The sequence below is a fragment of the Cellulosimicrobium protaetiae genome (assembly GCF_009708005.2).
Classification (GTDB): domain Bacteria; phylum Actinomycetota; class Actinomycetes; order Actinomycetales; family Cellulomonadaceae; genus Cellulosimicrobium; species Cellulosimicrobium protaetiae.
The window spans coordinates 939,142-961,534 of record NZ_CP052757.1; the positions used below are offsets into that span (position 1 = coordinate 939,142).

The window sequence follows — 22,393 nt, forward strand, 5'->3', positions numbered from 1 at the left end:
AGGAGCCTCGAGTGACGGACGTGCTGGACAGCGACCAACCCCAGTCCGAGGCCCACCTGACGGACGCGAGGGTGCGTCTGCACACCCTGGTGAGCGAGGAGTGGTCGTGGGCGTCGTCGCTCGCCAAGATCCCGCAGATCAGCGAGGTCACGCTCACCGTCTCCGCTCCGCTGAGCGAGGCACGCGTCGAGGTCGCACTTCTCGACGGAGATCTGCGGTACGGCTCGGTCGTCGTGCACGACGGACCGGTCCGCACCCCGATCTTGCACCTCGGCAGCGTCCACGTACCGCTCTCCGCCACGGTCATGGCGTCGATCGACGAGCGCCGGACGGCCGAGTGCGTCGTGACCGTGTCCGTGCGTGGCGAGGTCCTCGCGCAGAAGGCGACCCCTGTGGACGTGCAGCCCCGCGACCTCTGGAACTGGGAGGGCGACCCACGTCGAACGCTGTCCCATCTGGGCGCCGTCCAGCGTCGGGTACGAGAGCTCGCGGTCCTGGCCGACGGGTCCGCGGCGTCCGTGACTCGTGCCGAGACGGTTCGTCTGGCGAGCCTCTTGCAGGTCGGGGCTCGGGACGGTCTTTCCCGCGCACTTCTCGCCACTTTCGTCCGGCCCAACCATCCGGAGGTTGCCGCCGTCGCGCGAGAGGCGGTGGACGTGCTCGGGGCCAAGACGGGAGACCCGGGATTCCACGCATTCCAAGACCCAGATCCCCTCCGTGCCGCACGGCGTGCCGACGTCACGGTCGACGCGGTCTACGAGACGCTGAGGGCGCGCAGGATCGCCTACTCGGAGCCCCCGCCCGGGTGGGACTACAGGTCCGCAGGACAACGTGTGCGGGACCACGGCGACGTCGCGCGCGGGGGACTCGGTACCTGCATGGACACGACCGTCCTCATGGCGGCCGTGCTCGAGCACGTCGGCGTCCTGCCCGTTCTCGTGCTCGTCCCCGGCCACATCTTCGTCGGCTACTGGCGCCGGGACCCCGATCAGGGCGCGCAGGACGACTGGTACCCCGGCAAGCCCGTCCTTTCCGATGCCGCGGAGATCAGCAGCCTTGTCGAGACGGGGATCCTCGGCCTCATCGAGACGACGACCTTCGCCGTCGGCAAGTCCGTGTCCGCTCGGCAAGCGTCGGAGATCGCACGAACCGGCCCCCTCGCGGACGGTCGTGCAGCGGGCGCGGTCACTCTCATCGACGTGGCCGCAGCTCGGAGAGACGGAGTGCGCCCGCTCCCCGCGATCAGCACGCGGGCGGACGGTGTCGTGGAGGTGCTCGTGGAGCGCCAGGGCGAGCGCCCCACGGTTCACCACGTGCCGCCCACGACGGACGACGGGATCCCGGGCCTACGGCAGGTCGACCACCACCCCGTGCGCTTTCGCACGTGGAAGTCGTCGCTGTTCAGCCTCAACGCACGGAACGCGCTGCTGAACCTCGGTCACGGACCCACCGTGCAGCCGCTCGTCCTTCCCAGCGACGCGCTCGGCGAGCTGGAAGACCGGCTCAACCAGGACGTCGACTTCAACCTCGTGCACGGGAGCGAGGTGTCCGACGTCGACCGGGCGCAGGAGATCCGGAACGCTCTCGGGCTGAACGCCGAACTGCTCCTGCGTCGACTCCAGGACCGCTCGCTCTACGTCCAGCGGATCAGCCGCGCAGCGTCGTCCAACGGGCCCGTCACGAGGACCAAGTTCGTCTCCGAGCTGCGGAGCATGGCTCGCCGTGCCAAGGAAGCTCGCGACGAGAAGGGGATGAACCCCCTCTTCTTGTGCCTCGGTCTGATCAAGTGGTCGCACAAGGCCGGTGCCGTGGCCGAGGCGCCGCTGATCCTCGTCCCGGTGAATCTCGCCGAACGCCGGTCGCGCGGTCGCTTCTCCCTGACGTTGGACCCGTCGTCGCAGACCACTCCCAACGCCGCCGTGATCGAGTGGCTGCGGCGCGAGCACGACCTGGCCGTTCCTGAGCTCGCCGAACCAGCCGCGGATCGGGCCGGCATCGACGTCGATGCGGTCCTCTCGGCCGTCGGGAGATCCGTGGCCGAGCGCGGACTGCCCTTCGCGGTCGCCGCAGAGGCTCGCCTCGCCATCCTGGACCTGTCCGCGTTCCGCATGTGGAGCGATCTCCACCACCACGGCGACTCCTACCTCGAGCAGCCGTTGATCAAGCACCTGACGCACACGCCGGCAGAGCCCTACATCGACCCCGTGATCGTGGGTGACGGTCGCGTGGACCCGTCCGCGCTGGAAGAGCTCCAGACCCCGATCCCTGCGGACGCGACGCAGAAGCTCGCCGTCCAGTGGGCGAAGGAGGGGCGCACGTTCGTCCTCCAGGGGCCGCCCGGCACGGGCAAGTCCCAGACCATCACGAACATGGTTGCTGAGTGCGTCCAGGCCGGGCAGAAGGTGCTGTTCGTGGCCGAGAAGGGGACTGCGCTCTCCGTGGTGCAGCGCCGGCTCGACGACATCGGGATGTCGCCGTTCACGCTCAACCTCCACCACGAGGGGTCCAGCTCAGCCGTCGTACGAGACCACCTGAAGCGGTCCCTGAGCACGCGTGCGACCCCGGATCCCGTGGCGATGGAGAGCGCCCAGCGGCGACTCAAGAGCTCGCGTTACGAGCTCGGTCAGTACCCGACCCGGCTGCACCGGGAGAACCCCGTCGGCCTGTCGGCCTACGGTGCGCACGACAGGTTGCTCGTCCTCGGCGACGGTCCGGTCCTCGACGTGCCGTCCGAGGTCGTCACTCACCGTCCGGACCTGGTGGACCAGGTGAGGGACGCGTTCTCCCGACTGCCTCAGCTCGCCGCCACGGCAGATGTGCGCCGGGGTCACCCGTGGCGTTTGGTGGGTCGCGCTCCGGCCGGGGCGCATGACGTGACGACCACTGCGACAGCGACCGTGCGAGGGATCCTCGACGGTCTGGCGTGGAGCGACACGCTCACCGGACCGCTGCGCACCGCTCTGGACGCGGCGACCACCCCAGGGCAGCTACGGCTCCTGGTGGTCGCTGCCGACCCTCTCCTTCCCCACGGACACGAGCTCGACGGGTTGCTTCAACCCAGCTGGCCCGACAGCGCCCACCAGAGCCTCGGAGCCTGCGAACGAGCTGTCGCCGAGCGACGAGCACATCTCGGCGGGTTCCACCCGGACGCACTCGCGCTGGACCTCCGGCAGATCTGGGCCGCCTTCGAGTCCGCGACGGCGTCAGGGCCCATCGGTCGGGCGAAGCGGCAGACGGCCGTGCTCGAACCTCTCCGGGCCTACCTGCCGGGCGGGGCGGTGGTCGCTCCCGCGGACGCCCGCGCCGCGCTGGGCGCACTGATCGCCGCGCAGGACACCGCGCGCTGGTGCGTGGAGACACTGGCACGGACGCCGGGGCTCGCGCCGGGTCGGTGGATCAACGTGTTCGTCGATGGGGTGCTCGATGGCGCGCGACGTCGGTTCGAGGAGCTCCGCAGCGCGACGGAACCGCTCCGTGAAGACTCCCCGTGGGGACGAACGGTCCGTGAGCTTGCCATCGCCGGGGTCGGCCATCACCTGGAGCGTCTGCGGGCGTACGCGGACGCGTGGACGAGCGCGTTCGAGGTCCTGGGTGCGATGCCCGCTGACCTCGAGGTATGGCGCGCCGGGGCCAGCCTCGCGACTGCCGCTCGGCGCGACGCCCCCACCTGGCGCGGCCAGATCGACCATGAGCGGCTCCTCCCGCTCCAGCGATGGACCGAGCTCGTCGGCTCCCTCCAGCCGCTCGTGGAAGCAGGGATGGACACCGTCCGTGCTCAGATCCTCGACGGGAGCCTCCCGGCGGACGAGGCGGACGAGGCATTCGAGCGTGGGCTCGCTCGAGCTTCGCAGGCCGAGCGCCTGCGCACCGAAGGGCTCGACCGCTTCGACTCGGAGGCGCACGACCGGCGTGTCGTCGCCTACTCGGAGGCGGAGACCGAGGCTAGGCGGCAATGGACCACGAGCGGGCCCGCGGCGCTCCTCGAACGACGCGGCGGAAACGGTCTCGGGATGCGCACTGGCGGGCTCGCGCGTGAGCTGGAGAAGACGCGCGGTCGGCTGGGTACGCGCGCGATCCTCAAGCGCTACGGCGACGCCGTCCAAGAACTGACACCGCTCGTGCTGGCCAGCCCGTCGTCCGTGGTCGACCTGGTCGCGCCGGGCGTCATGGACTTCGACCTGGTGATCTTCGACGAGGCGTCGCAGATCACCGTCCCCGAGGCCGTGGGGGCGATCGGACGCGCCCGCGCCGTCGTCGTGGTGGGGGACAGCAAGCAGATGCCCCCGAGCAGGAAGGTGGGTACTCAGCCCGCGACGGACGAGGAGATCGAGGACCCCGAGCTCGAGATCATCGAGGACCAGGAGTCGATCCTCAGCGAGTGCGAGCTTGCGCGCGTGCCGGTGCTGCGGCTCTCCTGGCACTATCGCAGCCAGGACGAGGCGCTCATCGCGTTCAGCAATGGGGCGTACTACGACGGCAAGCTCAGCAGCTTTCCTGCACCGACGCTGCTCTCCGCGACGACCGGGGTCGAGCTCGTCCGGGTGTCGGGGTCGTTCATCCGGGCCGGGAGCAGCGAGAAGCGCGAGTTCGGAACCACCGAGAAGATCATCGCTGGTAGAGGAACCAACGCCGACGAGGCGCTCGCCGTCGTCGAGGCCGTCCGAGAACTTCTCTCCGTCGCGAACCCGCCGACGATCGGCATCGTGACCTTCAACGAGCAGCAGCGCCAGCTCATCGAGGAACTGCTCAAGGACACGAGTGACCCGGCGATCACCGCGGCGTGCAACGAGTCGGCGATGGGCCCGTCGAACGTGCTGTTCGTCAAGGCGCTGGAGCAGGTCCAGGGAGACGAGCGCGACGTCGTGCTGTTCTCGGTCGCGTTCTCGAAGCAGGCGAACGGCAAGATTCCGTTGAACTTTGGTCCGCTGTCGAACGTCGGCGGCGAGAGGCGGCTCAACGTCGCCGTCACGCGGGCTCGGCGCAAGAACATCGTGTTCTGCAGCTTCGACCCCGATGAGCTCGACGCAGACAGCGCCACGTACAAGGGCGTCAAGGACCTCAAGAAGTTCCTGCTGTTCGCCCGGGACGCGAACCTCCGTGCCGACGTCGGCGCCGGACTCGACCGCACTGCAGTGCGCGACCGGCACCGCGACGACGTCGCCGAAACCCTCCGGGAGGCTGGGCTCCACGTTCTCACCGACGTCGGGCTCTCCGACTTCCGCCTGGACCTCGTCCTCGCCCGGCCTGACCGTCCGGAGCGGCTACTGCTGCCCGTGCTGCTCGACGGGGAGAGCTGGAGATCACGCAGAACGGTCTCCGACCGGGACGTCCTCCCCGTCGAGGTGCTGCAGAACCTCATGCGCTGGCCCGCAGTGGCTCGGATCTGGTGGCCGATGTGGCTGCAGAACCGCCAGGAGGTCGTCGACCGGATCCTCGCTCAGGTCGACGCGGTGGACCTCGCGCTTGCCACGAGCGAGGACATCGCCGAGGAACTGGAGCTCGACATCGAGACGGCGTCTTCCGCCCTGGCGCCTGTGCGCACAGCACCCGAGCCGGAGACGTTCACCTACGGTCAGGTGAACAACCTGTTCGGTGCGCCGCCCGACCTCTTTGACGCACCTGAAAACCTGCTTGTTGACTTCTCGGCCGCCGACACGAGGGCGAGCGCACCGGCGCAGGACATCGAGTGGCCTGGCGGGGCCGCTGGTGGCGCGAACGCGGGCGTGTCAGGGAGCGGGCTGGACCTCGCCCGTCCGACCTCGTCGAACGACAAGGTCAGCATCTTCGTCCCCGCGCACTGCGAGGTCGTGGGGAGTCGTGAGGTGCTCGACGCGCTGCCAGACCGTGGGGCTGCCGCCGCCGTCCGGGCACAGGTCATGGACGTGATCACCGTAGAAGGGCCTGTCGCGGTAGACCGACTGGTTCGGGTCGTCGGTCGGCGTTTCGGGTTGACCACGGTCCGCGCGTCGAGAGCAGCCGACATCGCGCGACTCGTGCCCCGAGCGCAGATCCGCCGGGGCGCGGACGCCGCCTTCGCCTGGCCGCAGCACATCGATCCCGGAACGTGGACCGGCTACCGCATCCCGGACCCCGACGGGACACGACGGTTCGACGAGATCGCTCCGGAGGAGATCGCCAACGCGATGCGTGCGGTGGTCGACGCTGAACCCGAGCTCGACGACGAGGGCGTCCTCCGTCGTACGGCAGCAGTGTTCGGGCTGTCGCGACTCGGTGCCGGGGCACGCGCGAGGCTCGAGGCCGTCCACGACCGCAATCGAGCACGTTGACGAGACCTGGGTCCGGGTGACGTACGTAGGCGAGGACTCTCGCCGGGAAGCCGCGCCGGGTAGCTTCCACCGGCTGAGCGATGATAGCTTGAACGTGCGTTCGAGCTGCCTCCTGGGTCGTGCACCGAGGTCGGTCGTCGCGCCACGAGTCACATGCGCGGGAAGCCTCAGGAGGAACAGTTGAACGCCGGTCGTCAGTTCACGTTCGTCGATCTGTTCGCCGGCATCGGCGGATTTCATGCGGCACTCGGTACACTCGGCGGGCGGTGCGTCTACGCCGCGGAACTCGACGACTCCGCCAGGGCCGTGTACGAGGCTGCGTGGCGACAGCCTGACCGCGCACGCGGTGTCGAGTACCCGTTTGCGCGTGACATCAACACCGACGTGCCGGTAGTGCCGGAGACGGAGCTGCCGAACGCTACCGATGACCTTCCCGCGTTCCCCGAGCACGACGTTCTTGCAGCGGGATTCCCGTGTCAAGCATTCAGCAAGTCCGGGCGTCAGGCCGGCATCCTCGACGCCACACGTGGAACTCTCTTCTACAACATCCTGCGGATCGTCAGGGCGAAGCGACCCAAGGTCGTCTTCCTCGAGAACGTCCGAAACCTCGCCGGGCCCAAGCATCGAGAGTCGACCTTCAGGATGATCGTCGAATCGCTCCTCGACCTGGGATACGTCGTCTCGGAGGAGCCGACGGTCATCTCGCCCCATCGGATCCACCCCGACAGGGGCGGGACACCGCAGCTGCGCGAGCGCATCTACATCATGGCGATCCACAGGACAGTGCTCGGCGGAGACGTCGAGAGCGTTGAGGGTCGAATTCGCTGGACCGACGACAACTGGCCTTTCGTCCGGGACGTCGAGGCATTTTCATCCTTCTCCTACGGCGCGTGGGACCCGCAGACGTGGAGCCTCAGGGAAACGGGGCTCGCGCTCTACGGGGGCGAGCCGGTCGTCCTCCCGGACGAGCGCATCGGCGATCGTCGACGCCTGGAGCTCAGCCCTGGAGACGCCAAGGCACTCCACGCCTGGGACGACTTCGTGCGTCGCGTCGTCAAGCGAAACGAGCTGGGCGACGGCGACGGCGTCCGCAGACTGCCAGGCCACCCGATCTGGACCGGGGTGATGGACCCGAACTGGCTTGCGCGAGAGCGAGCTGACGCCAACGCCCGGGCACAAGAGGGCTTTGGCTGGAAGAACGCCTTCCTCGAAAGCAACATCCGAACGATCGGTGAGCACCGGGCTGATCTTGAAGCGACGATCAAGCCGCTGCACGGATCGATCCCGGAGAGCCGGTGGAAGTTCGAGTGGCAAGCGCAGGACGCGTCTTCAATTGATGAGTGCTTGATCCAGATGCGTCCGTCCGGGATCCGGGTCAAGAAGGACAACTACACTCCAGCGCTCGTCGCCATCAACCAGACGCCCATCCTCGGGAAGGAGCGTCGTAGGATCGCTCCGGCAGAGGCCGCCAGGCTTCAGGGCTTCCCGGACGAGGTGGCGGAGATCATGACTCAGATCCAGCCGGACGCGAAGTCCTACAAGCAGCTCGGCAACGCGGTCCACGTGGGTGCGGTCGGGTTCGCCCTGTCGCAGTTCCTCGAGCACTTCAGTGAGACGGCGGACCTGGACCCGGGGCTAGCGGAGATCGTTGATGTCTGGAAGCGTCGGTGGGAGCCAGCAACGTCGAGCCTCTCCGATCCGGAGGCATCTCAGCTCACGCTCCTTGACGATGGTCCCGTCGATGGTGAGACCCGAGCAGCCTGAGTCCGGGCGCGCGCAAGCCCAGCACGTGCCGCAGCACCCTGGCTCTTCGTCGCCGATGGTGTCGCTGCGGATGAGCCGTGCCCGACGTCGCGACACGGCTCCCGAGATGGAGCTCCGGCGGCGGCTGCACGCACGTGGGCTCCGCTACCGCGTCGCCCTGCCGATCCCAGGTCAACGCCGAAGGACGATCGACATAGCCTTCACGCGTCATCGGTTGGCCGTCTTCGTCGACGGATGCTTCTGGCATGGTTGTCCGGAGCACGGAACGAGCCCACGAGCGAACAGTGAGTGGTGGAAGACAAAGATCGCTGCCAATCGGGCCCGAGACGCGGACAGCGACCGACTACTGCGTTCGCTCGGCTGGACTGTCGTCCGGGTGTGGGAGCATGAGCCGGCCGACCGCGCCGCGGACAACGTCGTCGAGGCGCTGGCCGCGATGAGTGGCTGAAGGCCTTCGCAAGCTCTCGCTCGGATCATCAGCACCACATGTAGTCAGGCTCGACACCGCGGCATCAGTCGACGTAGCCGTCTGCCAGCGCCTTCGCCACGAGAACCCCACGGCGGCGCAGCGTGCGCGCGTCCGTCCACGCCACGGTGAGGCCGCTCGCGTTGAGACTTGCCGCTACCGATCGCTGCCGAGCCGTCTGGTGGTCGACCGTGCGGCTCCACAGCGGGTGGCCTACTACCGCTGCGCGGCTCCCATGGACGAGCACGTGGACATCGTCGATCGTGTCGACGGTGTAGCGCTCCTCGAACATCGCCCTGAACCCAGCGTCAAAGGCGTGGATGGCGTCTGGGACGAGGTCGAACCAACGACCGAGATTCAGTTCACGACCGAGGGCGAGGTCGGCGACGTCGAGCGCGAGCCGCCAGTCGAGGACCGGGTGGAGATGCCGGTTGTCCCAGGAACGGAGGCAATCGGGACACGACGAGTCGCACTCGACATGGGCGGGTGCGGCCCAGCGTGCACTCGTTCCGTCGGCGATCTGCCGGACGACGTCGTCCATCCTTGGGCCTGCGAGCTCGAGGGCGTAGCCGGCACCGTTCTCGAGCGTGTCGGCGATGTAGACCGCCGACGTGCGCGTGCCGTCGCCGTAGCGGCGGGGCTGAAGCCCGACCGTGAGCTCGTCCGGGTCGATGTCGAGCTCGGCTTGCGCACCGCGGCGGAGCGCCTCTGCGAACGACAGCATCGCAGCGGGGCCGGAGGGACATTCCGCTGGGTCGGTCGGAATCACCTCGCTCGGGATGCGGTCGGACCTGAGCAGGAGCAGCGCCGCGTCCGTCGTGCGGACGTCGCCGATCGCGCCACGGCCGACCTTCGGCACGGAGATTCCGTCGGTCTCGACGGTTGGCACGATGACCGACTTGTCGCTGAGGCGGAACAGCTCGAACTGCGCGCGGCGGTTGTCGTTGACGGTTACCAGGTTGGCGTCCTCGAGGCGCCAGATGTCCATCGCGCCGGACCGCTCCGGCTGGATCCCGCCCAGGTCGGTCCACTCGAGGACCGGCCGTGATGCGGTCGCAACCTGGGAGTCACCGAGTTCTCCGTCCTTGGCCTTTGGGTGGGTTCGGAAACCTTCCGGCTGGTACACCGTCATCGGTGTGACGCTTCCCGCGCACACGGGGCACATGGCCTTTCGGTCAGCAGCCTCGGGGAGACCTGGTGCGGTGCCCGGTGCGATCGTCGACGAGCCGCAGGTGGCACAGCGTTCGAGCGCGAACGACGAACGAAGCGGATCGTTCGTGCGCACCGCACCCCTTCCGTCACGGTAGACGGAGGCAAAGCCGTTGACCGTGTACACCCACCCGTCGCTGACAACCTCGGCGCCTGGTGCGAAGAGCGAGACCGCCTGGTCGAGGGGGCGGTCGCTGATCTCGTCGAGCGTCAGCCGGTTGTCGGCGCCGGTCCGATAGAGGGTGCGTACCCGGGTCGGGAACCCGAACATCGGCAGCACGCCGGCGTTGGCCAGGCGTTCGCTCAACGCCGGCTGCGTGAAGACGGGCGACTCGACGACCTTGTCGACGTCGAGGACAAGACTGTCTCGTGCCCACTCGACGATCTCACTGACGGCATGCGCCGAGAGCCCTGTGTGGCTCGCAAGTCGGTGAACGACCTCCTCGACGTCGGAAGAGTGCATGAGCCACGCCTCGACGAACGTGCGCATCGGCGGTGAACCTTCCTCCGAGCCTTCGTTCCACTCGTCGGCACGACCGAAGGCGCCGTGCACACTTTCGCGGAGCACCTTGGGCGGGTTCGGAAGCGCCCGACAGGCGCGACGGAGGAGTTCAGCCGCGACCACGCGCTTGAGGATCTTCGCGCGGTTGGTGTCGAGGAACGGCTGGGGCGGCGGGTCGCCGGTGATCCGGCGCGGGTTCGCAAAGTAGTAGTCGTCGTGCGACCGGTCGCGGCAGAGCGTCGCGGCGAACGAGAACGCCTGGCCCTGACGTCCGGCGCGGCCCACGCGCTGCTGGTAGTTGAATCGCTTGGGCGGCATGTTGCCCATCACCGTCGAGCGCAACGAACCGATGTCGACACCGACCTCCATGGTCGTCGTCACCGAAAGGACGTCGAGCGGAGAGGTCAGGCGATTCTCCGCGGGTGCTGGCTTGAGAGCGCCGCGAAAGACCCGCTGACGGCGCCGCTGCTCCTCTGGGGGACGCGTCTGTCCCGTGAGCTCCGCGACCGCCAGTCGCTGCGGCTTCTGCTTCGAGAGCCACGCGTAGTAGTCCTCTTCGAGGATGTCGATGCGCTCGCGCTCCTCCAGCTCGCCCGTGCAGCCGTTGCGGACGCACGTCCGGGCCGACTCGTGGAGATGGCGTTGGCCGCACGTCGCGCAGACCCAGACGCCGTCGGCACCGGGAACGACGAGCAGCGGGACGTCGGCGGTTGCAAGGTCGACCACTGACCCGACCAGCATCGGCTCGAGAACCTGTTGAAACTCGGTCTCAACGTCGTCGGCGCTCGTCCCGAGCACCTTGGCGGCGCGGCCGAGGTAGTTCGTGACGTCGCGTGGTAGAAGATTCGCGCGCGACAAGCCGTCCGAGTCCTGGGGCGCCCAGCGTCCGCTTGACAGGTAGATGCGCAACGCGGAGCGCATCGCCGTTGTCCGGAGGTCGTCGGCGGAGTCCACCAGGGCGCGAGGGAGGATGGACGCGACCAGGTTGTCCTCGGCGTCGCGTGCCGAACGGGAGGCTCCGACGAGCACCTCTGCGACCGAGGTCGTCATGTAGGCATGGAACCGCTTCTGGTGCTCTTGCCGTTCGGACATGTCCGAGAGCGGCGCCCAGAGGCCGGCCGACGGAGGCTCGAACGCCCGGTACCACGGGGTCCCGGACTCGTCGAGAGTCAGGCGCGACGCACGCGGACCGCCTGGTGGCACTCCGAGCGAGACGAGCTGACGGCTCAGGTGTCGGACCAAGCCGGTCCATGGCCGCGCCCGGTCGGCCGCGACCTTGCGCTCGAAGGTCTCGACCGCGGCGGACTGATCAGGTGTTCCGTATCCTGCGTTGATCGCCGCGTACGCGGCCACCATCTCGGGATGCTTCTGCGCGAGCTCGCCGAACGATGCGGTCTGGTCGGCGCTGAGGCGCCCTGCGAGACCCTCGCGCAGGATCATGGCGACGTTTTCTACGGGGGCTGCCAGAGCCTGGTCGACCTCCTGCCGGACGAGGTCGTTGTAGTGGTTCATCGAGAGCCCCACCGCCATGCGGGCGGCGTCATCACGGGAGTCGGTGAAGACGATCGTACGGCTGGAGCCCTGTTCGTCGCCGAGCTCGCGGAAGATCTCGGCGACGAGAAGCTGGGTCGCCTGGGTTGCGCCCTGCGTGTGGGCGCGGAGTGCCGAGGCGACGCGTCCGGACTTGAACTCCGACTGGCGCCGCGTGTGCAGGCATCGAGGGCAGTGGGACGGGAGCGCTGGAGGGAGAAACTCGTCGTCAGGGTTCTTCACCGTGACGAACGTGCCCGTCGCGTCCCCAGCGGATCCGGACTGGATGAACCCGGTGGCCGGGTGGAGCAACGCGCGGGAGAACTGGAACGTGACGTCCTTCCTCGGACCGCTGTGGCTCCACGAGGTACCCAGACCCTCGGTGAACGGTGAGTACCACCGGTACTCGCTCCGGCGTCGTTCGAAGAGGAACTTCGGCCGGTCGAGCTCGCTGTCGGACGGGTCGATGCCAAGGAATTCTCCACCGCTGCCGGTCGCCACGACGTGGCCACCGAGACTGGCGTCGCCGCACTTGCCGCAGTAGACGAGCTCGAGGACGCGTCCGCCGCAGCGGCACTGGTGAACGGGGCGTGCAAAGAGCCGTCCGATTCCGGGACGTTCTCGCGCTTCGTCCGCGGCGATCTCCGTACACCCGGAGTTCGAGCACGCCCACATTCCGCGCATCGTTCGCATGAAGTAGTGCGCCCGGAACGGGATGCCCGTTCCGTCGGGCGCGTCCGCGATGATCTCAAGCGCGTGCGCGACGTCCGAAACCGTGCCTTCGTGGCCGAAAGCGCGGGCTGCGATGGTAGGTAGGTCTGTGGCGCGAACGACGCCTCGCTCGTCACGGCAGGCCTCCGCGAGCACATGGGTCAGGGCCCCCGCGTCCATGGAGACCAGGCGGGAACTCGCGACAGGCAGGTCCGCCATGACGGCCCGCGTCTCGCCGGAGATCTGCTTGAACGTCGAGCGGGGGACGCCGAAGAACCGCTCGAGGTAGTCAGAGCGATCGCCGTCGAGCGATGCGCTCGTGCCGATCACCCGGAGCTGGGGAGAGTCAGGGGCTAGCCCGAGCCGCATCATGAGGTTGCGTATGATGAGCGCGACCTCAGAGCCCTGCGTACCGCGGTAGAGGTGCAGTTCGTCGACCACCAGGGTGAAGACGTTGGACGGGTCGGACTGCAGCCAGTCGCGGGTCTGCTCGAAGATCGGCTCCTCGAGCCGGCGCATGAGCATGACGTTCAACATCGAGTAGTTGGTGACGAGGATGTCGGGTGGGTCGGAGATCATGTCCCACCGTGTGATGAGCTCCGCCCGGCGCGGGTCCGCCAGGAAGTCGCGCACCTCGGGGTTGGAAGCAAGTGCCTCGTACTCCTGGACCAGAAGACGCAGGTCTTTGCCGACTTCGGTGACCTTCTCGTCCTTGCGCGTTGTCGACGGCAGTCGGGTGCCACCAGGTGCGCCCGAGGTATAGCGGCCGAACCAGAGCGCGGGACCACCGAAGTCCGCGATCCGTCGCGCGGTGCGGCGGAGCCGCGACATCTGGTCCTCGACGAGTGCGTTGGTCGGGTAGAGGACCATCGTCCGGACAGCAGCGGGACGTTGCTCGTCCTTGCGAACGGGTGACCAGTGGCTGGTGTCCCACCACGCATTGACACGGTTCGAAGACGCCCAGCCCCGCGCCTCCATCAGGAGGCGTGCCAGCACCGGTAGGAGAAAGGCTTCAGTCTTTCCCGAACCTGTGCCGGACGTGACAACCGGGTTCGTCGGACCGTGCACGCCGAGCGCGACGGCCAGGGAGTCGGCCTGATGGCGGCGAAGGCGGACCGCCACACCTGGCGTGGTGCCGAAGAGACCGTGGACGAGCCAGGATGCCTCGTCGTTCGTCATGCCGACGTCGCGACATGCCTGGACCGCATCGACCACACCGTCGTAGGGAAGAACAGGCTCGATGAGCGGGTCCGGTACCAGACGAACGTCATCGAGGAGCAGCCGACGGCGCTCGGCGCGCAGGCCGGAGTCACGGAGATAGAAGGCGGTGTCGATGTAGCGGAGGACGGTCTCGTTGATCGAGCGTCCGACGGACAGGGGGTTCACTGGTGTGGCCATGGTGCTCAGTTCTCGAGGAGATAGGTGATGCGGGCGGCGACGTCCTCGCTGACATCGCGGTAGACGTGCATACCCCGGTTCTTCTGCGGGGGAGCAGCGGAGTCGAGCACGACGGCACGCTCGTACATCCCGGGAAGCAGCGCTCCTAGCGGCACGACGAGGGACTTGGCGTGGCGCGCATAGGCGAGGAGCGGCCTGCCCGCGAGACTGGATGCGGCGTGGTGCTTGGCCATGTAGGCCGAGGTCTGCGCGAGCGTGCCTGACTCGAGGTCCTTCTCGGTTCGGATGAAGTACCGCGCTGCGTAGCGTCCGACCCGGTACGCGCCCGGCGAGCTTGAACCGACGACGTCGACCCATGCTGCACGGGCGGGGTCGAACCACTGGAGTTCGGTCATGGTGGGTGATGGCGCGCGTGGCAGGGCTGCAACCACCTCGCTGAGCCGGGGGAGGAATGCGGCGATGGTCTTGCCGGTCCGCCCCGCGAGGAGCACATCCTCGACATCGAGCCAGTCTGCGAGCTCGTCGGACGTAGCATCGGTGGAATAGCGAGTGAGGCCGCTCTCGTACGTCCTCTCGACGACGTCGTGCCCATGCTCACGGCAGGACCGCATCACCTCGGCTACTAGCCCCTTGGTCCAGAATCCGGTGAGGACGCGTGACCCTCCGGCATCGATGATCGCCGTGGGCGCGACCTCCCAAGCCTCGGGCTGCAAGGTTTCCGAGGATCGGCGGACTTCGATGTGTCCCAGGGCCTCGAGGGTTGAGATGAAGTCAGCAACAAACAGGCTGCTCGCGTCAAGCTGGCGCGCGACCCGCTCGAGCGAGGAGACGGGCCCGCCGCCGAGGAAGCGCAGTGCGTCGAGCGCGATGTCCCAGTCCTCCGCCTTCGTAGCGGAGTCGGACACGACTGGAGGGAGACCGGTGACGTCGATAGGGCGACGGGTGTGGGACCCTGCATCGAGCTTGCGCTCGAACGCGGACCGGTTGCGGTAGTAGTTCGCGGAGTACCTCTTCGTCGTCCCGCAGTACGAACACGTCCCGGTCACCGGCGTCTTCGACCGGTCGTTGTACGCGACCTCGGTGATCTCGAGACGGTGTGCGCCGGTGAAGAAGCAAGACTTGGCGTCCGGGCGGTGAAGCGCCACCGACGGCCTCCGGACCTGGTCCTGTGCCGGGACCCACCACGGGCGGTCGGCTGGTACACCGACCTCGACCTCGGGCTCCTCTTCGGCGGCGACGACGACGCCCTGGACGATGCACGGGCTGTCCTCCTTGGTGCCGGCGCCGATCGCCGCGAGTGGCTCACCGAGGGCGTGAGTGACCGAGTCGTGACGCTGCCACTGGGCAGCATCGTGGTCGTCGGCGGAATGGAGCGTGAACTCCTTGCGTGCGAGGACCTGTGTCGCGTCGAACATCTCGAGCGCGTAGTGCCCGTCCCGGAGCTCTTGGGTCGCGAGGTCGACGAGCACGAATCCGGTGCCTCGGTCGGGCCACGAGTCGAGCATCTGGTCGCCGCCATCCCTGCTCTCCACATCGAGGTCGAGCAGCCGGACGTCGAACGGGCCGCCGTCGTGCATCGCGCGGACCTCGGGGGGGTGAGCCGAGTGCCAACGGGTACGGGAGGCCCCGGGGAGCGCGAACCCGCCGGACAGCTTGAGCTGGCTGCTGGTCAGCGGGACGAGTGCGTGAAAGTCCTGGTTCAGCTTCTCGGGTGGTGTCGAGGGTCGACCGAAGATCTCGACTCCCTCGAACAGTGTCCATCCGGTCGGAAGCCCTGGCCGGGTGGTGCCTTCGGTCCAACCCGGCCTAGCGATCTCGTTCAGCAGCCCACGAACCTTTTCGACCGTGCGGTCCGCGGTGAGCACCACGACGTCGTCCCCCATCAGCACCTGCCGTGTCTCCAGCCAGATGCCCGAGAGATCGTCCTTGCGGAACACGAGGACAGCGCGCGGTGGATGTACCACCTGGCCACCCAGCTCCTCCGTGATCTGGAGGACGCCTTCGAGGAGGTGTGCCGGGTCGATCTGCTCCGGATCGTCGAGAGACATCGAACCTTGGAGGTCGAGCGACGGGATGAGGGAGATCGGCTGATCGCCGTCTATCGTCCTGAGCGTGGCGCCGCGAGCCGTCCCGGGCTCCACGACGAAGAAGTGCGGGAATATCAGGAGCTTGCGCTTGGGAAAGCCTCGGAACTGCAGGCCGATCAGTGCTCGTCCCCGTGGCCCCGAGCTGGTGTCGTCGGACTCGTCGACACCGTTCCACGACTGGAGCTCGACCGACGCCACGCCGGCGATCCGTTCACGAAGGTCTACCTTCGACCACAGTTTTCCCAGGTGTGAACCCCGTCGCTGCTCGTCCGCCAGCCAAGCGCCGAGAATGGGCTCCAGCTCCGAACCGGGTACCTCCGAGCGTGGCGCGAAGTCGAACTCCACGAAGAAGCGCTCGAGCTTTCGGCGGTCGGCCTCGCGGACGAGCGCCTGTGAGAGTGGGAGGCCGACGAACCGCTTGCCCAGCGCGAACGCGGTCGGCGTCCCTCTCCTGCCGCCCAGCGTCGAGAGCCAGAGATTGAGCCCTTCCCAGAGCGGCTCGGCGACGTGCATGTATCCACGGCTCAACCGTTCTTTGTTGCCGCCGAGCAGGTCCGCGAGGCGACCGTAGTAGTTGGTCGATGCCATACCGCCCTCAGCCGCCATGCGCTCAGCCGCGAGCGAGAAGACGGCGAGCAGCGCGACCGCTGGGTAGGTGTGCGTGCGTGAGCGATCGCGCCACGTTCGGACGCGCTCGAGATGCCGGGCGAAACCGTCGGGCGAGTCGTGGTCGATAGTGCGCCCCACGATCTCGACGAGTCCGTCGACGACGCCGTCTGCGTCCATGTTCAGCAGTTCGCCCATCTTGGCGATCTCATGGTCCTCGATATCGAGGTAGGCGGGCGTCGCCGCGTCGTTCTCGGGGAAGAGGACGTCAGCGACGACGTCGTTCCACCGGACGTACTCCTGCCAGTCGGCCCTGCTCACTCGCACGTGCGTCCGCCTCCTTGGGTTGCGGCGTCATTATGCGAGCCATCACCGACAGCAGCACAGGGAACAGCCACATTTCACCCGCTCGCGATCTGGTCGTGCTGGCGGGCAGGATACCCTGGCCCGAGTTCGGAACCGATTCAAGGAGCAACTGGATGCCGATTCTGCCGACGGTCGACTCCGACCGGCGAACGCTTGAGAGCACACTGGCCGAGAGCCTTGCAGCGTTGTCGCAGCACTCCCCGGAGCCGGATGGCGTGATCGTCGCGCGAGCCTTTGACGCTGTCGACATCGACTTTGGCAGCGAGGCTTGGGTCGACTATCTGGAGCTCGTTCAGGACTGGCTCCGTCTCGACCAGAGGATCGAGAGCTTTCTGAGCACGAAGGAGGTCCTCCGGGATCTCTTCTCCTGTCTCGGCAAGGGTGGGCTTCACGGAAACGTCGAGGTCAACGGGATCAGCCTCACGCAGCAGGGACTCGAAGCGCTGCTCGAGCGGGTCGAGCGAGCGAACGCACTGCGAGAGAAGTTCCTGGGCGACCTGGAGGAAGTGACTCCGAAGGTGGCGTCGGACCGTTGGTACGAAGCCTGGGACGAGGCGTCGGTCGCTACGAGCCGGGAGCCGATCCGCGCGAAGGCCGACACCTGGACGATCCAGAACTTCGTGGCCAAGGCCGAGCGGGACAAGCTCGAGCTTAACCCGACCTACCAGCGCGGCGACGTGTGGCCGACGAAGGACGCGCAGCTCCTCATCGAGTCCATCCTGCGCGGCATCCCCCTACCTTCGATCATCGTGCTGCGCCCGGATTCCATCGCTTCATCGCCCTACGAGGTGGTCGACGGGAAGCAGCGCCTGACGTCGATCCTCAGGTTCGTCGGAAAGCACCCAAGCGCTCTGCGCACCGTGCGCGAGGTTGACAAAGCGCACCCTGGCTTCAACCTTGAGCATCTCTTCCGCACCAACTACCCCTCGTTTCGCCAGGCGTGGAAGGCAGCGACCGGGGAGAGCCTTACGCTCGCTGAAGAACGCCGGCTCTACTTCCCCTTCCCGCTCGCGAAGGACTTTGGAGAGGGAACCGAGCTGGCGCGCATGGGTGGTCGGTTCTTTCACCAAGTACAGGACGAGGTGGTACTCGTTGGAGGCGGCGAGGCCACCATCTACGACGTCTTTGAGGGGACCACCGACTACAAGGTTCCGATCATCGAGTACCTGGAGGCCACGCCGCGCCAGGTTCACGAGGTCTTCAATCTCTACAACAAGCAGGGCAAGCACCTGAACGCGGAGGAGATTCGCAACGCGGTCTTCCACGAGCTCGACATCATGCGAGCTTTCGCGACGATGGCGGGAGACGGCCCGGGCCTGGAGGTCGCGACGCCGTTCCTCGCGCCCGCTGAGGCCGACGTGCACGTGATCCGCGAGTACATCGCTGGGTGCGGCATGAGCGCCGATCGGTTCAAGCGGACGAAGGTCGTCTCCTGGCTCTCGTCCCTCGCGGTCTCCGACCCCACGGAGCGCAAGGACCAGCAGGACGGTGCCGTCGTACGCAAGCAGTCGACCGCGCGGCACATCGACACGTTCCTTGAACGCGTCGGGGAGCGCAACGACCCCATGCGGACGCAGTCCCGCATCCGTGAACTTGTCGCTCTCCTTGGCACAGCAATGCGCGCCCACGGGGCGATCGTGTGGCCCGAGTCCCTGCGTGGCAAGACCACCGGCTGGGAGGAACTCCCTCTCGTCGCAACGCTGCTCGGAACGACGTTCGCCGCGGCGGTCCTCGGAGAGCGGACCGACGACCGCATGCGCGAGCGTGAGGTCGCGCTTCAGTCCGCCGCAGCCACGGGATGGTTGCGACCGGCGAAGACGCAGACTGGTCTGCAGTGGGCGTATATTGCGGACACAGCCCTCGGCATCGTTGACGCCCTCGGAGTCCCTTCCTCGACGGTGGACGCGCACCTCAGGAGTGCGTTCGTGCACTCGCCTGTCGAGGCATTCCGGATGGTGCGGGCAGACGAGCGCCTCATGGCCGACCTGCGCAAGAACCGGAAAGGGAGCTAGGCAGCCCAGTTCGACATCCGAGCCGGTCCTGGCACCGATGCCCACGCCGGCCCGGGCGGGTGCGACAAAAGCGGAGGTCATCGCGTCGATCGCGCAGAGGCTCGGTTTCGAGACCCCAGTGCTCTCGACTGGGAGCACTGAGCCGCGATCGTTCTTCGCGGCCATCGATGCCGCGATGGGGCTAGGGATATTGTCCCGGACCAAGCAGGGCATGGCGCGGGAGATCGTTCAGTTCTCGGGCGCAAGCTGGGAAAGCAGGTTTGAGTCGGCGGGTGCGACCGTCACGCTTGATGGTCTGCGCGCCGTCGCCGAAGCAGTCGAGACAATCATGCTTGGTCGATACGCAGCGCCGAATCAGGTCTCGTCGATCGACGCGACCTCAACACTTGACTCATACCCGGGCTGGGCTGCGTGTGCGGCCATCGCGACGAGCCGTGAGCTCGAGCTGCTCCGCGAGATCGCCGACCTGGCCGAGGACGGAGTCGAGGCGCCAACCGTGGGCGAAGAGGCCTGCGACGGGGTCCCGCTCTCACTTGCATGGCCTGGAAGTCGTCTGACGGTCGAGGCTCCGAACCTTGGTCCTGAGCTGCTTGCCGAGCTCCGTGCGGCCGGATGGGTGATTGTGGAACCCATCGCGGCGGAGATTCGTGCTGCCTTGACGAGACGTGGCTCGTCGGAGGAGGTATGAGCTTTCAGCCCAGCGAGCAGTTCATAGCAAAGTTGCTGCTGTTCACACGCCGCGCTGTTCATGCCCCGGGCGGATTGGCTGTTAGGGTCCGAATCGTCGATTTCCGAGCAGCGCATCCAGCCGCATCCCGACCCATCGTCAGGGAGCGTGGGTCACGACGACCGCGAGCTGCACGCGGTTCGTGACGCCGAGCTTCTCAGTCGCCGCCGCGAGATGAGGCTTGATCGTGGCCTCGCCGAGGAACAGCCGCTGTGCGATCTCCTGGTTGGACAGACCCCGCGCGAAGAGCCGGGCGACGTCGAGCTCAACGTTCCGTGAGCGTCGCCAGCTTCTCCATCGCTTCACGGTGCCCCGCTGCGCCGGGTGCAACGCTGGCCTGCGCCATCACCGTTCGCGGGGCGCGTGGTGACAGCGCGCCTTCGCCAGTGGCAATGGCACGGACGGCCGACACGATCTCTTCCGGCGACGCGCCCTTGGCGAGGAAGCCCTAGGTGTACCCGACCAGCAGGCTGTAACCAACGTCGTGGCCGGGTACACCTAGGCGCCGGCGTGCACGGCGTCGAGGATGACCGACCCGGTGTCGAACGACGTCAAGGTGACACGCCAGGCAAGCGTGTTAGGGCCCTAACGCTCCGAGTCGCGGCGCCCCCCTCATCCGGGGCATCCGCAGGTCCATGAGTACGACGTCCGGTTGTGCGCCTGGACCGCCGTGACGACCTCGTCACCGATCGGACGCCTCGGCAACCACCTCTTGCCGTCCGGTCGCAGGATCGTCCGCAGCGGCCGTCGCACCCATCGCGTCGTCGACGACCAGCACCCTGATCACGCCTCGACCCTAGGGGCGTCCGCCCACGTTCCCGCCAGAGGACCCCGTCATGCCTCAGGAGATCGCCAGCCGAGCACGCCACCCAGCGTTCACGACCCAGCGCCACGCTGAACGGCCCGGCGAGCCGGGCGCTGGCATCAGCATGCACCTTTCTCGTGACGGGTGACGTCGACCGCGACATCCGCCCATCTGCGCCGACCTCTCCATAACCTTCGTGACACGGGGTCGCCGCTCCGCGGACCACAGGCGCAGCGCCTCGGGCACGCCCGCAGCAGCGGATCCAGCGCCGTCGAGCGCCTGGCACCAGCCCTGCCCGACGTTCGGCAGCATCGCGTTCGCCGCGTCTCCGACGAGCGCGACGCGCCCGGTCACGAGCGACGTCGGGGGAGCGGGGAGCTGCCGGAGCTTGTGGCACAGCACGTGGTCGGGGTCGACGGACGCGAGCAGGTCGGGGATCGGCGCGTGCCCGTCGGCGAGCCGGTCGCGGAGCTCCGCGAACGATGCCGCGACCCCACGTTCTCGCTCCCGACCGCACCACCCGGCTCGCCGGGCGGTGCCTCGGCGACGAGCCGCCACGCCGTCGACCCGCCGGGGACCGGCCCTGGCGCATCGGGCCACCAGCGTCGCCGGGTCGGCGAGTCTATGCCGTCGGCCGCGACGACGAGCGCCGCCTCGATCTCCTCGGCACCGCCCGGTGACCGGTAGTCGACGCTCAGCCGATCCCGGCGAGGGCTCCTGGTCCGAACGCTCGTCACGCTGTCGCGGCGCGTCGCCGCTCCGCCCGACGGCACCGTCCCGTCCGACGTCACGGCCCTGCTCGACGGCGTCGCGCACCCGCACGCGCGCGGGCCGTCCCGCGTCGCCGAGGTCCACGACGGCGGCGTCGACGCCGAGCCGCAGCGCGCCGTCGGGCAGGGCGTCGGCGACCATGCCGACGAGCTGGGCGCGGAGCAGCACGAGCGTCTGGTCGCCGAACCGGGCGCTCGCGGCGGACGCGTTGGCGCGGACGAGCCAGCGCCCGTCGGGCCGGCGCAGCCCGACCTCGCCCTGGAGCGCGGCGAGGTCGCGCAGCCGGTCGCCGAGGCCGAGCGCGGCGCTCACCAGGTCTCCATGCTGCAGAAGGTCACTCCGGCGACGCTACCGGCGACGCATCAGGCTCCGCGTCCCCCGCGCGGGGGAGTGCCGTCGGGGAGGGGCCGCGCCGCGGTCGCACCGCTGACTGCCGCGCTGTCGTCGCCAAGTCGACGGGTTGCGCGCGCTACCCCGTGGCCTGGGCGACGACGATGGCGAGTTGGGTGCGGTTCGCCACCCCGACCTTGGAGCAGGCGCTGGAGAGGTGAGTCTTGACGGTCGCCTCGCCGAGGTAGAGGCGACCGGCGATCTCGCCGTTGGACAGCCCGTCGACGAGGAGGCGTGCGACGTCCATCTCGCGCTCGGTGAGCGCGGCCAGGCGCTCCCCGGCCACGCGACGGGTGGCCGCACCGGTGTCGGCCCCGACCTGCGTGATCATCGTCTTCGCCGCGCGGGGCGACAGCGCGCCGCCGCCCCCGGCGACGGCGCGGACCGCGGCGACGATCTCCGCGGGTTCGGCGTCCTTGGCGAGGAACCCGTCGGCTCCGGCACGGACCGCGTCGAGGATGATCTGCTCGGTGTCGAACGAGGTCATGGCGATCACGCCGGGCGGGTCGGGGAGCGCCCGAACCGCGCGGGTCGCGACGACCCCGTCGACGCGTGGCATCCGCAGGTCCATGAGGACGACGTCCGGGTGGTGGGCCTGGACCGCGGTGACGACCTGGTCGCCGTCGGCGGCCTCGGCGACGACGTAGAGCCCGCTCGCCTGCAGGATGGTGCGCAGCAGTCGGCGGACCATCGCGTCGTCGTCGACGACCATCACCCGGATCACGACGCGAGAGTAGCGGTGACCGCCCACGCGGGGCAGCG

Annotated in this window: 10 protein-coding genes; 5 read left to right on the plus strand and 5 right to left on the minus strand. The window is 68.2% G+C overall.

The genetic code is table 11. The features are described from left to right. Positions 1-11 precede the first annotated feature (11 nt). The 3 genes from FIC82_RS04010 (at position 12) to FIC82_RS04020 (ending at position 8,499) form a co-directional block, all read left to right on the plus strand. Positions 12-6,287, plus strand: coding sequence for a DUF4011 domain-containing protein (locus FIC82_RS04010; RefSeq protein WP_154797654.1), 6,276 nt, complete (start codon positions 12-14; stop codon positions 6,285-6,287). A 153-nt stretch (positions 6,288-6,440) separates the two neighbouring features. Continuing rightward, the gene (locus FIC82_RS04015) at positions 6,441-8,051 is read left to right on the plus strand and encodes a DNA cytosine methyltransferase (RefSeq protein WP_154797655.1); all 1,611 of its coding nucleotides are present in this window, start codon (positions 6,441-6,443) and stop codon (positions 8,049-8,051) included. Positions 8,052-8,121: 70 nt separating this feature from the next. Then, the gene (locus FIC82_RS04020) at positions 8,122-8,499 is read left to right on the plus strand and encodes a very short patch repair endonuclease (RefSeq protein ID WP_154799809.1); all 378 of its coding nucleotides are present in this window, start codon (positions 8,122-8,124) and stop codon (positions 8,497-8,499) included. Between the two features lie 64 nt (positions 8,500-8,563). Here the strand turns inward: FIC82_RS04020 and FIC82_RS04025 are convergent, their stop codons facing one another. Next, positions 8,564-13,867: a DEAD/DEAH box helicase gene (locus tag FIC82_RS04025; RefSeq protein WP_154797656.1), complete on the minus strand. Its 5,304-nt coding sequence runs from the start codon at positions 13,865-13,867 to the stop codon at positions 8,564-8,566. A 5-nt stretch (positions 13,868-13,872) separates the two neighbouring features. Beyond that, positions 13,873-16,881, minus strand: coding sequence for a hypothetical protein (locus FIC82_RS20795; RefSeq protein WP_154797657.1), 3,009 nt, complete (start codon positions 16,879-16,881; stop codon positions 13,873-13,875). Positions 16,882-17,039: 158 nt separating this feature from the next. On the opposite strand from FIC82_RS20795, the gene FIC82_RS04030 reads away from it, so the two are divergent. Together FIC82_RS04030 and FIC82_RS04035 are read left to right on the plus strand one after the other, a co-directional pair. After that, positions 17,040-18,938 (plus strand): DUF262 domain-containing protein, encoded by a 1,899-nt coding sequence (locus FIC82_RS04030; RefSeq protein ID WP_168731470.1) that lies wholly within the window; start codon positions 17,040-17,042, stop codon positions 18,936-18,938. Positions 18,939-18,975: 37 nt separating this feature from the next. Next, a complete protein-coding gene (locus FIC82_RS04035; RefSeq protein WP_154797659.1) occupies positions 18,976-19,626 on the plus strand; it encodes a hypothetical protein in 651 nt (216 codons plus the stop codon). A gap of 138 nt (positions 19,627-19,764) precedes the next feature. On the opposite strand, the gene FIC82_RS04040 is transcribed toward FIC82_RS04035, so the two are convergent. From FIC82_RS04040 to FIC82_RS04050, 3 genes are all read right to left on the minus strand, one after another. Continuing rightward, the gene (locus FIC82_RS04040) at positions 19,765-19,971 is read right to left on the minus strand and encodes a response regulator transcription factor (RefSeq protein WP_168731471.1); all 207 of its coding nucleotides are present in this window, start codon (positions 19,969-19,971) and stop codon (positions 19,765-19,767) included. 535 nt (positions 19,972-20,506) lie between these two features. Then, positions 20,507-21,553, minus strand: a complete 1,047-nt coding sequence (locus FIC82_RS04045; RefSeq protein WP_154797661.1) for a flavin-dependent monooxygenase — start codon at positions 21,551-21,553, stop codon at positions 20,507-20,509. A 157-nt stretch (positions 21,554-21,710) separates the two neighbouring features. Then, positions 21,711-22,355, minus strand: coding sequence for a response regulator (locus tag FIC82_RS04050; RefSeq protein ID WP_253691426.1), 645 nt, complete (start codon positions 22,353-22,355; stop codon positions 21,711-21,713). Positions 22,356-22,393 lie beyond the last annotated feature (38 nt).